The 12,818-nt window shown below is 64.4% G+C and carries 11 protein-coding genes; 10 read left to right on the plus strand and 1 reads right to left on the minus strand.

Translation table 11 applies throughout. From position 1 onward, the window contains the following. The first annotated feature begins 86 nt into the window (after nucleotides 1–86). From ACPOLB_RS26625 to ACPOLB_RS26660, 8 genes are all read left to right on the plus strand, one after another. Nucleotides 87–3,368, plus strand: coding sequence for a DEAD/DEAH box helicase (locus tag ACPOLB_RS26625; protein ID WP_425259086.1), 3,282 nt, complete (start codon nucleotides 87–89; stop codon nucleotides 3,366–3,368). Nucleotides 3,369–3,923: 555 nt separating this feature from the next. Continuing rightward, nucleotides 3,924–4,298 (plus strand): transposase, encoded by a 375-nt coding sequence (locus ACPOLB_RS26630; RefSeq protein ID WP_425259088.1) that lies wholly within the window; start codon nucleotides 3,924–3,926, stop codon nucleotides 4,296–4,298. A gap of 5 nt (nucleotides 4,299–4,303) precedes the next feature. Then, the gene (gene tnpB / locus ACPOLB_RS26635; RefSeq protein ID WP_425259089.1) at nucleotides 4,304–4,627 is read left to right on the plus strand and encodes an IS66 family insertion sequence element accessory protein TnpB; all 324 of its coding nucleotides are present in this window, start codon (nucleotides 4,304–4,306) and stop codon (nucleotides 4,625–4,627) included. A gap of 86 nt (nucleotides 4,628–4,713) precedes the next feature. Beyond that, nucleotides 4,714–6,276, plus strand: a complete 1,563-nt coding sequence (tnpC, locus tag ACPOLB_RS26640) for an IS66 family transposase (protein WP_425259090.1) — start codon at nucleotides 4,714–4,716, stop codon at nucleotides 6,274–6,276. A gap of 129 nt (nucleotides 6,277–6,405) precedes the next feature. Further along, nucleotides 6,406–6,792: a hypothetical protein gene (locus ACPOLB_RS26645; RefSeq protein WP_425259091.1), complete on the plus strand. Its 387-nt coding sequence runs from the start codon at nucleotides 6,406–6,408 to the stop codon at nucleotides 6,790–6,792. 248 nt (nucleotides 6,793–7,040) lie between these two features. Beyond that, complete coding sequence (locus tag ACPOLB_RS26650; protein WP_425259092.1) at nucleotides 7,041–7,796, plus strand: hypothetical protein; 756 nt, start codon at nucleotides 7,041–7,043, stop codon at nucleotides 7,794–7,796. A 78-nt stretch (nucleotides 7,797–7,874) separates the two neighbouring features. Beyond that, nucleotides 7,875–8,831, plus strand: coding sequence for an IS1595 family transposase (locus tag ACPOLB_RS26655; RefSeq protein ID WP_425261982.1), 957 nt, complete (start codon nucleotides 7,875–7,877; stop codon nucleotides 8,829–8,831). Between the two features lie 12 nt (nucleotides 8,832–8,843). Next, complete coding sequence (locus tag ACPOLB_RS26660) at nucleotides 8,844–9,401, plus strand: hypothetical protein (RefSeq protein ID WP_425259093.1); 558 nt, start codon at nucleotides 8,844–8,846, stop codon at nucleotides 9,399–9,401. Nucleotides 9,402–9,586: 185 nt separating this feature from the next. Here ACPOLB_RS26660 and ACPOLB_RS26665 read toward each other — a convergent pair whose 3' ends face one another. After that, nucleotides 9,587–10,210 (minus strand): tyrosine-type recombinase/integrase, encoded by a 624-nt coding sequence (locus ACPOLB_RS26665; protein WP_425259094.1) that lies wholly within the window; start codon nucleotides 10,208–10,210, stop codon nucleotides 9,587–9,589. Nucleotides 10,211–10,618: 408 nt separating this feature from the next. On the opposite strand from ACPOLB_RS26665, the gene ACPOLB_RS26670 reads away from it, so the two are divergent. Together ACPOLB_RS26670 and ACPOLB_RS26675 are read left to right on the plus strand one after the other, a co-directional pair. Then, nucleotides 10,619–11,356: an SDR family oxidoreductase gene (locus ACPOLB_RS26670; RefSeq protein ID WP_425259095.1), complete on the plus strand. Its 738-nt coding sequence runs from the start codon at nucleotides 10,619–10,621 to the stop codon at nucleotides 11,354–11,356. 11 nt (nucleotides 11,357–11,367) lie between these two features. Further along, on the plus strand, nucleotides 11,368–12,813 hold the full coding sequence (locus tag ACPOLB_RS26675; RefSeq protein WP_425259096.1) for a catalase: 1,446 nt from the start codon (nucleotides 11,368–11,370) through the stop codon (nucleotides 12,811–12,813). The last annotated feature ends 5 nt before the right edge of the window (nucleotides 12,814–12,818 follow it).

Below are 12,818 nucleotides of genomic sequence, written 5' to 3' on the forward strand. Positions count from 1 at the left end.
GTGCCGTCGATCAGAGCGCCTACCATAGACGAGCACGGAGAGCGCCGCAGATGCGTCTCCGGCATCGTCCCTGGGGAGGGAAGACCATGCGACTGAGCGTACCGAACGTCAAGGGCATCGACGTCAAGCATCGGACAGGCTTCATCGGCCAACTGATGCGTCCAGCCATGGAGATCGAAGGCGAGTGGACCCGCTTCGTTTTGCCTTCCGTAGCCGGTCACGTGCTCGCCACCGTCAGCGGCGAGTTGATGTATGTGTTTCCCAAGGCGCCCAAGCCTGACCAGTTGCCTGCCAACGGGGCTGTCCTGATTGGCGCGATCCCTGATGCTGCCGGCGACTTCATCGATTTGAAGACAGCCAAATGGCTGGCGCATCCGGCCATCGACGGTCCGGATACTGGCACCGCGCGCACCATCGAGAGCTGGTCGAACGGCTTCCGCTACGTCGGGGAGGGCGAGGCCGGGGACGGCAGGATCGGTCTGCGGCGACCTCAGTTGGGCGCCCTGCACGCGATTCATGCGCATTGGTCGACGAGTAAGGACGTCGCGACGGTCGTCATGCCGACTGGCACGGGCAAGACCGAGACCATGCTGGCAACTCTCGTGTCGGCCAGGTGTTCACGTGTCCTCGTGCTCGTGCCGACGGATGCGCTTCGAACACAGATCTCGCAGAAGTTCTTCTCGCTCGGCATCCTGAAAGATCCCCGCGCAAGCCTGCTGCAGCCGGACGTTCTGCGACCCGTGGTGGGAATGCTGACCAAGACACCGACCACGCCGGAAGAGGTCGATGAGTTCTTCATGCAGTGCAACGTGGTCGTGACGACCAGCGCGCTGGCCGGAAGATGTTCGGAGGCGGTTCAGGAACGGATGGCCGAACGCTGCTCCCACTTGTTCATCGACGAGGCTCACCACGCCGAGGCGGCGAACTGGAAGCAGTTCAAGTCCCACTTCAAGGGTCAGCGGCCGATCCTGCAGTTCACGGCGACGCCGTTCCGCGAGGACGGTCAGCCTCTGGACGGGAAAATCATCTACGTCTACCCGATGCGTCAGGCTCAAAGCGAGGGCTACTTCAAGCCGATTCGATTCAGCTCCGTCTACGCATTCAACAGTGCCCGCGCGGATCGCGACATCGCGGATAGGGTGCTCGAGGAACTGCGTGCAGACGTGACTGGCTTGCACGTCGCAATGGCTCGAGTCTCAACCCAACGGCGGGCCACAGAAGTTCATGCCATCTACGTGGGCCTCGGGCAGTTCAACCCCATCGTCATTCATAGTGGCCTCAAGCAGACGGAAATCGACGACGCCCGTCGAAAGCTGGAGAGCGGCGAGTCGCGCATCGTCATCTGCGTCGACATGCTGGGCGAGGGCTTTGACATGCCCGAGCTGAAGATTGCTGCATTCCATGACTTGCGCAAGAGCCTGGCCGTCACGCTTCAACTTGCAGGCCGCTTCACCCGGTCGAGGGATGACCTAGGCGAGCCCGTCTTCATCGCCAATACGGCGGATGTCAATCTAAAGGAGGAACTGCGCGCGTTGTATACGCAGGATCCCGACTGGAACCTGCTCTTGCCCCATCTCAGCGAGGGCGCGATCGGCCAGGAATTGGAGGCGCAGAGATTCGTAGGCGGCTTCGTCGGGCAACTGGACGAAATCCCCCTCAATGAGATTCAGCCGGCAGCCAGCATGGTGGTCTATCGGACGCACTGCGCGAGCTGGAATCCCGACGCCTTCAAGGCTGCGTTTAAAGGGAGCAGTGACGAGGAGAAGGTGCATCCGATCCTGAACCGGGCGGAGCACATGTTGGTCGTCATCGCGGCCCGCCGACAAGGCGTGGCGTGGACGGACATCTCGACGGTCGACGGGATCGTCTGGGAGCTGTGCATTGCAATCTGGGATCGCGACAGGTCTTTGCTTTATGTTCACGGCTCTGCGAACAACGGCAACTACGCTGATTTCGCGAAGGCGCTCTGTGGCGATGACGTCGAACTCATCACGGCGCCTGACGTCTTCCGAGTCTTCGCGGGCATCAATCGACTCATGCTCACCAACGTCGGATTGGATGAGCAACTGGGCCGCCAGATTCGTTACACCGGGAGAATGGGGCCTGACGTTGGAACCATGCTGGCGGAAGCGACGCTCGCGACAACTACAAAGGCGGTCCTAGCGGGAGTAGGGTTCGAGAACGGCGGCCCGGCCTCCATCGGCGCAGGAAAGCGAGGTCGAGTCTGGGCGAGCCTGCGCCTACGGGTCGACCAGTTCGCTGCGTGGTGCAAGAACGTGGGCTCCAAGATCGACGATCCGAATCTCGACCCAGAGGATGTGCTCCGAGGCACGCTCATCCCGACGATGATCGAAGCACGGCCCGCCGGTGTCCCCATCGGCGTCGACTGGCCAGTCGAACTCCTGGATCAGGTGGAGTCGGCAACCACGATCTCTTTCTCGCACACGCTCAGCGAGCAGTTGACCAACGTGAGCATCGAGCTTCGCGACTACGCGGAGACCGGGCCCATCGTCTTGAAAGTGGCCTGTGCGCAGCGCGAAGTGCAAGTTCGACTGACCTTCATAGGAAGTGGAAAGAACGCGGACTTCGCCTTTGTCTACGAAGGGGCGGATCGCGCCACGATCAAGCGTAGTCGCGAGCACGACCTATGTGAGTTTCTGACGGAGAACCCACCCACGATCTGGTTCGCGGACGGGGCCAGGCTCGATGGCAATGTGCTCGTCCAGCTTAGGTCGGACGTGCCGCTATACAGCCGCGATCGCCTGGAGGTTGTTGACTGGAGCAACATCGACCTCACCCAGGAGTCGCAACGGGAAGAACGCCGATCCAACACCGTGCAGTTCAGGATGATCGAGCACATCAAAGCGGAGGGGCGACACGAAATCTTGATGGACGACGACGGTAAGGGCGAGGCCGCAGACATTGTTGGCATCAGCCTCGACAGTCAAACCCTGCCGAGACTGATAACCGTCGACCTCTACCACTGCAAGTATTCGAGCGCACCAGAAGCAGGCGCCCGCATCAGCGACATGTACGAGGTTTGCGGCCAGGCTCAGCGCAGCGTGCAATGGCTGCACAACAAGGATCGCAGGACTGACTTGTTCGCGCATCTGCTCAAGCGAGAGGCGCTGAGGATCGAAAGCGGCCGAGCCACGCGCTTCGAGGTAGGCTCCAAGGAGCGCCTGATAGAGATCCGGGATCTGAGTCGCATCTGCCGGATCGCGCTTCGCGTATTCATCGTCCAGCCTGGCCTGTCCAAGGCTGACGCCGCGGATCATCAACTCGCTCTACTTGGCGTTACCGAGAAGTTCCTGCAGGAGACATTTCAGGTGCCTCTAACGGTCTACTGCAGCAAGGACGGGCATTGACAGCGTTTGCGAGAAAGGCGGCGCCACCCGCTCGATGCCGCATTCCGTTCAGTGGCTGCACGCCTGGTGCTGTCAGGTGTCCCGCTTCGCAACAAGCGTGAAGATGTCGTGAGTGTCGGCCTAGCGTAGCACTCGGCGGGTGCCAGCTGCGTCGCGCGCTGCTGCGGTTTCCTCAGAGTCAGCTGTGCAGCCTTAGCAGTCTCTAGACCGACGAACACGAGTGGCCGCACCCAGTCTCAAGCGAGCGCTCCTGCTTCTGCCGGCCCCATCGGCACCTTCAGACTGGGTGCAGCCCCTCGGGCTCAATGCCTGAGCGGCTGCTCTGGCCGGAAGCAGTCTTGCGCGGATCGGCTCTTCCGATGACCGCTCTGGCTCCGTAACCGGTCAGCCGTACGGCGCCGGTCGCGGCGGCGCCCGAACGGCCGCTGTGACCGGCTGCGAACTGTCACTGCCGACCCTCAGCAGCCCTTCGAGACGTATCCGTCCGGCCAAGTCATCTTGAATCTCGGCTCTGAGGTCTGAAGGATCGTGTCCACGTAGGAATAGGTGGACACGATGGCAAGCGAGAGCGGGAGGACCAGGCGGCGGTACGGGTCGCAGTTCAAGGCGATGGTGCTGGCAGAGTGCGACGAGCCCGGAATGTCGGTGGCGAAGGTTGCGATGTCGCACGGTATCAACGACAACGTCGTGCATCGCTGGCGGCAGTTGGCGCGACAGCAGCAGACTGCGCTTGCGGATACCGCTGAAGCGCCGAGGTCGGCGGAGCTGGCTGCGACCTTCGTCCCGTTGGCACTGCCAGCGCCCGCGAGGCCAGAGGTGAAGACCGAGGTCCGCCTGGACATCCGGCGCGGTGCCGTGACGGTGGGCATCGCGTGGCCGGAGCAGGCACTGGGCGACCTGGCCGGCTTCGTGCGCGAGTTGCTCAAGTGATCAGGGTGGACGCTGTCTGGCTGGCCGTGCAGCCACTGGACATGCGACTCGGAACCGAAGCTGCGCTGGCTCGCGTCGTCGGCGTCTTCGGTGCCGCGCATCCGAACCATGCCTACCTCTTCGCCAACCGGCGCGCCAACCGCATGAAGGTGCTTGTGCACGACGGCATCGGCGTGTGGCTGGCTGCGCGACGGCTCAATGCGGGCAAGTTCGTCTGGCCGGCCGAGGGCGCCAGCACGCTGAGCCTGAGTCGCACCCAGTTCGATGCCCTGGTGCTTGGCCTGCCGTGGCAGCGCCTGGGCGAGGCCGGCATCATCCGCGTGATCTGACAACGCCGGCCGGCTGCGAATGCCGGAACTGCAATTGCCGGATGTGCCGATGCGCTGCTTGCAGCGACACGGCACGATGGCTGTCCATGATCGGCGCGCAGCAACTGGACGCCCTGGACCCGCAGACGCGGCAGTTGGTGCAGTCGCTGTTGGCACAGGTGCAGCAGCGGGATGCTGAGATCGCGTTCAAGCAGGCGCTGATCGACAAGCTCACGCACGAGATGGCGGTGCTCAAGCGGTTGAAGTTCGCCGCCAGCAGCGAGCGCTTCGCCAGCACCCTGGCGCCGGAGCAGCGGAGCCTGCTGGAGGAGACGCTGGACACCGACCTGGCCGAACTCACGCAGGAGATCGAGCGCGAGCGCGGCAACGCCGGTGACAAGACCGAGAAGCAGACTCCGAAGCGCACGCCGCTGCCGCCGCACCTGCCGCGCCGCGACGTGGCGCACGAGCCAGCGGACACCACCTGCGGCTGCGGGCAGCCGATGCAGCGCATCGGCGAGGACGTGGCCGAGAAGCTGGACTACCAGCCCGGCGTGTTCACGGTGGAGCGCCACGTGCGCGGCAAGTGGGCGTGCCGGTGCTGCCAGAAGCTCGTGCAGGCGCCAGTGCCTGGCCACGTCATCGACAAGGGTCTGCCCACCACGGGGCTGCTGGCGCATGTGCTGGTGGCCAAGTTCCTGGATCACCTGCCGCTGTACCGGCAGGAGCGCATCTACGAGCGCGCCGGCCACCTGATCGCCCGCTCGACGCTGGCGCAGTGGGTAGGCGAGTGCGGCGCGCAGATGCAGCCGCTGGTGCAGGCGCTGGCCGACGAACTGCGGCGCCACGTCGTGCTGCACGCCGACGAGACGCCCGTGGCGATGCTCAAGCCGGCGCATCTGCGCGACGGCAAGACGCACCGTGCCTACGTCTGGTCGTACTGCACGACGAGCACGAACCCGGCCAAGGCCGTGGTGTTCGAGTTCAGCGAGAGCCGCAGCGGCGAGAACGTGCGCGAGTTCCTGCGCCTGGACATGCCCAACGCCTGGCAGGGCACGCTGGTCACCGACGGGTTCAGCGGCTACAACGCCACGACGACCCTGGGCGTGACCTCGGCGCAGTGCATGGCGCACGCCCGGCGCAAGTTCAACGACCTGTGGGCCAACCACGGCAGCGAGGTCGGTCGCAAGGCGCTGCGGTACCACCAGGCCTTGTTCAGGATCGAGCGCGAGATCGAAGAGCTGCCGGCAGATGAGCGAAGGCGGATCCGGCAGCGCAAGTCACGCCGGGTGCTGGCGGTGTTCCACCGCTGGCTGCTGGCGCAGCGGCAGCTGGTGCCGAGCGGCTCGGCCACGATGAAGGCCATCGACTACAGCCTGAAGCGCTGGGCCGAACTCACCCGCTTCGTCGATGACGGCGATGTGCCGATCTCGAACAACTGGGTGGAGAACCACATCCGGCCGATTGCGCTGGGACGGCAGAACTGGCTGTTCGCCGGCAGCCTGAGCGCGGGCAAGCGCGCCGCGGCGATCATGAGCTTGCTGCACTCGGCGCGGATCAACGGGCACGAGCCCTACGCGTACCTGAAGGACGTGCTGGAGCGGCTGCCGACGCATCCGGCCAGCCGCATCGACGAGTTGCTGCCGCACCGCTGGGCACCGGCGACCTGATCGCCGACATCGTTGCCGCGGCGGCCCCGTCAAGGTGACTTGGCCGGACGCATACTTCGAGACTTCCGAAAGCTGGCATCTGGCAGTGCCAAGGCGCACTTAGACTGTGGCGGAGGAGACAAAGGATTGATGGACAAAAACCTCGCCAACGAACTTGAGCCAGGAATGGTTGTCCACCTCTGCCCCAAAACCATGCTCTCGCTTGGTGGCAAGGTCAGTGGCCCCCCGGAGACCTGGGTAAAGGACGAGCACTTCTTTCTTGTGCTCAGTGCGGATGCGAAACGCTGCCGGTTGCTTCCCATCTATTCGCAGGATGGTCCAGGTCGGAAGGTGATCCCCTTGGAAGGTCGTCGTGGAAACCATCCGAAGTGGAAGGAAGGGCCGAGCTACTTTCATCCAGTCCAAGTTTGGACTGCGAGCCGGCAGACCATAGTTCGCGCAGCGGACGCAGGCGGCGATCTGTCAACCACCGGAAATCGTGGGCGCATAGCCGCCGAGTTCATCCCGGACCTGTGACGTGGAACGCGCCACTCCGGCCGCAGCAGCCGAGTTGAGGGCGAACAGGGCCAGTACAGTTTGAACGCGCGCCTTGTACCGTCTGCACGTTCTGGTTTGTGGCCGCGTTCGACAGGCCGGTCCTGATCACAGCGCTGCACCCGCCAGGATCAGCGGGTGCTCCTGGAGCGGAAGCCGTCGCCCGTATCCGATGCGGGATCGTGGTGTAACGTACTGTTGGTGTACCAACTTCTTGCTCCGACAGCGCGATGACACCCGCCGATGGATCGGGTGCCGTCGCCAAATTTGTAGAGGCAGTCAAAGATCTGCCCGCTTGGCTGTTCTCGGCGTTCGCCGTCGCGTCAGCCGTGCTGCTCTTCGTGCCGGTCATCAACGCCGAACTGCCTAAGGAGTACCGGCCGTGGCTCGTGGTCGGCCTGGTGGTGTTCGGCGTTCTGTCCGCATTCAAGTGGATCAACCTCGGCCTTACCGCGTGGCGCACCTCGCGGGCCGAAGCGCGGGCGCGCAAGACGTTTCATCTCACGCCCATCGAACAACACTGCTTTTGGTCGGTCGCCAAACAGGCCGACGGATCGATGGTCACGCAAATCGTGGCCGACTTCGCGGTGAAGAACCAGAGCGCTGCGCCGATCGGCTTGACGACGACCCGCGTCATCAAGCCCAAGATCAGGGGCGAGATCGTGATGGGTATGACCACGGTACGCGCGCAACGCAGCTCAATGCACGGCACTGCCTACGAGTCCGACCACCGGATCGCACCGGGCACGACGCTGCCTGCCCGATCCGTTGTGATGATCCGCGGTGTGCCGCGCCAGGACGAAGCGCTGCCACTGGTCGCCACCTTCGGGATTGGCGACGAGGACGGCAACGAGCAGCGTGTCGTTGTGTCGTGCAAGGGGCGCCCGAAGCCGCAGCCGCGGACGATTGCAATGCTCGAGTCGGCAACCGGCATCGCGGATGCAATCGAGAAGAGCGTCGTTGCAGTCTTGCAAGCGGAGTCCTGATTAGCGATGAAGCTCAGCAGGCTCACTCTGTCAGCCACTGAGCGCCGAGGATGGGCGCATCCCACCAGGAGATGCGCCATGCCGATGAATCGAGTCCAGTTCCAGAAGGGGCTGTCGTTGCCGGAGTTCATGGACCGCTACGGAACCGAGGAGCAGTGCGAGCGGGCTCTGGTTTCCGCGCGCTGGCCGAGCGGCTTCGTCTGTCCGGTCTGCGGCGTCATGCAGTCGCGCACCACGTTCCGACGCGAAGGCCGCCTGTACTGGCAGTGTTCCGGCTGCCAGTACCAGTGCAGCGTAACCAGCGGCACCGTCTTCGAGGCTACCAAGCTGCCGCTGACGCGCTGGTTCCTGGCCATGCAACTGCTGACGCAGGCCAAGAACAACGTCTCGGCGTTGGAACTGACCCGCCAGCTGGGCGTGAGCTACCGCACCGCATGGCTCATCAAGCACAAGCTGCTGCAGGCCATGGCTCTGGCCGAGTCCGAGCGGCAACTCACCGGCCGCGTCGAAGTCGACGACGCCTATCTCGGCGGGGAACGCAGCGGTGGCAAGGCCGGCCGCGGCTCGGAGAACAAGGTGCCCTTCGTCGTGGCGGTGCAGACTACCGAGGACGGCCGCGCCCACCTGGCCTGCCTGTCGGCGCGGCCGTTCACCAACGAGGCGATGAAGGAGTTCATCGCGACCAGCATGGGCTTGCCGCTGACCGTCGTCTCCGACGGCCTGGGCTGCTTCACCGTGGCTGCCTCGATGGGCGCCGTCCACGACCGCGAGGTCACCGGTGGCGGCAAGGCCAGCGTACTCAACGAGAAGTTCCGCGCCGTCAACACGCTCATCGGCAACGTGAAGACCGCGCTGACTGGCACGTACCACGCCATCAAGTTCGCCAAGTACGGATACCGTTACCTCGCCGAAGTCCAGTTCCGCTTCAACCGGCGCTACGACATGCGGGCCATGCTCGGCAGTTTGCTGCGGGCGATGGTCGCGACGCCGAAGCAGCCCGAGCGTGGCATCAGGGTTGCTGAGGTTCATCGCTAATCAGGAGCGGAGTTGAGCCGCTACGAGAAGAACGGCCGACACGCGGGCGGCCTCGGCAGCATCTTCATCGTCTATCAAGGCAGGCAAATCAACCAGATCGGCACCGATATGTGGACGCCGAACTCGCCGATCGAACAGGAGATCGTTAGCGACCCTGAGCATGCGCAGTTGCACTCCGACAACCTCGACGCATTGCTGGCCCTGCATGGCCGCCTCGCGACCGACGAAGAGCGCGAGCGCCTGGTTAACGCTTTGCTGACCCGGCTCGACGAAGAGAAGGGATACGCGCGCGTCGGCTACTTGATCGTATGTACCTTGTGGAAGCTCGGCTTCCTGAACGAGGGGCTCGAAGGAGCGCTGTTCGGCCTGCCGGAGAACGACATCAAGGACTTCGGACTTAGCAACGTGCTTATGATGTTCAATGGCCTCCTACGCTATCGGCATCCCGACTTCACTGTGCAAACGCTCGACGTGATCGAGCGCTTTCTGCAGGGTTCGCAAGAACATGCCTTTCGCATATCGCCAAAAATCGCCGCCATTCGCGCTCGGCGCCTGATGCAGTCTGTCTAGCGGCTCTTGGGTAGCGACCGAATCTGCGTTGGCGGCCGCGTGTGGCCAGCTGGGTGGCCGCTCATGGGCTCCCGCTCAAACGACGGCTCCTGGCCGGGAGTGTGAGTCCAGCTCCGTGCCTGACAGCGAACGTTCGCGTATCGCCGCCCCGATCATCAGCTGGGGCGGCTTCTCATAGCAGGCAATCAGATCTCGGTCTGCTCAGAGATCTCGAGGGCGTCGTCAACCTCGATGCCGAGGTATCTCACCGTGGACTCCAGCTTGGAGTGTCCGAGGAGCAGCTGAACCGCGCGCAGGTTCTTGGTCCGACGGTAGATCAGCGTCGCCTTCGTCCTGCGCATCGAGTGCGTACCGTACTCGGCGCGGTCCAGGCCGAGTTCGTCGACCCAATGTCTGAGGATGCGGGCGTACTGCCGGGTGCCCAGGTGTGGCGAGTCATGAAGACGGCTGGGGAACAGGAAGTCCTCGGGCTTCAGCTCCGCCTGCTTGATCCAAGCCTGCAGCGCCTCACGAGTCGCTGGCGTGATTTCGAATTGCACCGGGCGCTGGGTCTTGTGCTGCATGACGATGGCACGCGTTGCCAACTGATCGCCGTGACACACGTCTCGGACCTTCAAGGCAACCAGATCGCAGCCCCGGAGCTTGCTATCGATACCCAGGTTGAAGAGCGCAAGTTCACGCACTCGGTGTTCCATCTGCAGACGCACACGGAGCGCCCAGATGTCCTTGAGCTTGAACGGGGCCTTCTGCCCGACGATCTTGCCCTTGTTCCAAGGGTCGCGACGAGCCGTATTGGCAACGGAACCCATGATGGTCTCCCATCAAGTTGAGGGCCGGTCAAGATGCGCCTGTGCGGGACCAGGGCGCTTGCCCTGAGTCAAGGCCTGTCGTCCTGCCCCCCCAGGCCGAAGTCCGCTACCGGGCACGGGGCCAGACTCACAGTCTCGGCCAGGAGCAGCCCCTCACGGCCGGCCGCTTGCAGGTGGTGCTGAAGATCATCGTGGTGAAACTCGACATCGGGCAACACATGTGTCCGTACATGAAGTTTGACGATCCACGGGTTGTGCGCCTGCCGCTCGGACGTCAAGGGTCACGCGACGCCGAGTAGTCCTAAAGGCGAAGAACCAGCCCTGTCTTCGTTGCGCTGTGAGCAGGGGCGGCGCTTCCTAAGCTGGCATCCATGTTTCGAGGCGCGCATATCGCCTCCAAGGACGCCCGTGAAGACTGTTCTCGTCACCGGCTGCTCGTCCGGCTTCGGCCTGGCGACCGCCACGCACTTCCACGATTGGGGCTGGCGAGTCATCGCGACGATGCGGACGCCGCGGCCGGAACTCCTGCCGGCATCCGACCGCTTGCGCGTGCTCGACCTCGACGTCACCGACTTGCAGTCCGTGGCCGAACTGGTCAGCGCCGCCGGGCCGATCGACGTGCTGGTCAACAACGCCGGCATCGGCGTGATGGGCGCCCTCGAAGGGCTGCCGATGGAGACGGCTCGACTCGTCTTCGAGACCAACGTGCTGGGCACGATGGCGCTCACGCAGGCCTTCTTGCCGCAGTTTCGCGAGCGCCGGTCGGGCGTGATCGTGAACATCGGCTCGATCATCGCGACGAAGGCGTTCCCGTTGGTCTCGGTGTACGCCGCCAGCAAGGCGGCCATCGAGAGCTTCAGCGCGTCGCTCGCGCTGGAACTGCGCGAGTTCGACATCCGCGTGAGCCTGATTCAACCGGGTCGGTCCGCCGAAACCCGCTTTGGCGAGAACGCCAGGCGTCTCGTGACGGACGGCATCCCTGAGGCCTACGCAGCGTTCGCGCAGAAGGTGTTCGCTGGCATGGCCTCGTCATCGGCGTTCACGCATCCATCGGACGTTGCCGCGGCCGTTTGGAAGGCTGTGCACGAACCAAACAGCCCGCTTCGCATCCCGGCGGGCGCGGATGCCATCGCATTGACCGACTGATCGAGGCCCCCATGAAGCACACCACCCACGTCAACGGCGCCCCGGTCGTCGACAACACCAACACCCAGACCGCCGGCCCGCGCGGCCCGGCGCTGCTGCAGGACATCTGGCTGCTCGAGAAGCTGGCGCACTTCGACCGTGAGGTGATCCCCGAACGGCGCATGCACGCCAAGGGCTCGGGCGCGTTCGGCCACTTCACGGTCACACACGACATCACGCGCTTCACCAAGGCCCGCCTGTTCGGCGCCATCGGCAAGAAGACCGAAGCCTTCGTGCGCTTCTCCACTGTGGCCGGCGAGCGCGGTGCGGCTGATGCCGAGCGCGACATCCGCGGCTTCGCGGTCAAGTTCTACACCGAAGAGGGCAACTGGGATCTGGTGGGCAACAACACCCCGGTGTTTTTCCTGCGCGACCCGCTGCGCTTCCCGGACCTCAACCACGCCGTCAAGCGCGACCCGCGCACGAACCTGCGCAGCGCGCAGAACAACTGGGACTTCTGGACCCTGCTGCCCGAGGCGCTGCACCAGGTCACCTACGTCATGGGCGACCGCGGCCTGCCCGACGGGTACCGCTTCATGCACGGCTTCGGCAGCCACACCTTCAGCTTCATCAACACCGCCAACGAGCGCACGTGGGTCAAGTTCCACCTCAAAAGCCTGCAGGGCATCCGTAACCTCAGCGACATCCAGGCCGAGGCCATCGTCGCCAAGGACCGCGAAAGCGCGCAGCGCGACCTGTTCGACGCCATCGAGCGTGGCGACTTCCCGCGCTGGACGCTGGCCGTGCAGGTGATGACCCAAGCCCAGGCCGAGGGCTGTGCCTTCAACCCCTTCGACCTGACCAAGGTCTGGCCGCACGCTCACTACCCGCTTCTCGACGTGGGCGTGCTCGAGCTCGACCGCAACCCCGAGAACTACTTCGCCGACGTGGAGCAGGCGGCGTTCTCGCCGGCCAACGTCGTGCCGGGCATCGGCTTCTCTCCCGACAAGATGCTGCAGGGGCGGCTCTTCAGCTACGGCGACGCGCACCGCTACCGGCTGGGCGTCAACGCGCACCAGATCCCGGTCAACGTACCGAAGTGCCCGTTCCACGCTTACCACCGCGACGGCGCGATGCGCGTCGACGGCAACCAGGGCCGCACGATCGGCTACCAGCCCAACAGCCAGGGCGAGTGGGCCGACCAGCCCGCGCTGATGGAACCGCCGCTGCCACTGCGCGGAGATGCCACGCACTGGGACCACCGCGCCGACGACGACCACTTCACGCAGCCCGGTGCGCTGTTCCGCTTGATGGCGCCCGACGAGCAGCAACGCCTGTTCGACAACACCGCACGTTCGCTCGGCGGTGCCAGCGAGAACGTGCAGCAGCGCCACATCGCCAACTGCACGCGTGCCGACCCGGCGTATGGCCGCGGCGTCGCGCAAGCGCTGCAACGGCTCCACCGCAGCCAGCGCTGAACCAC

This window comes from Rubrivivax soli, assembly GCF_049810355.1.
Lineage (GTDB): Bacteria > Pseudomonadota > Gammaproteobacteria > Burkholderiales > Burkholderiaceae_C > Rubrivivax.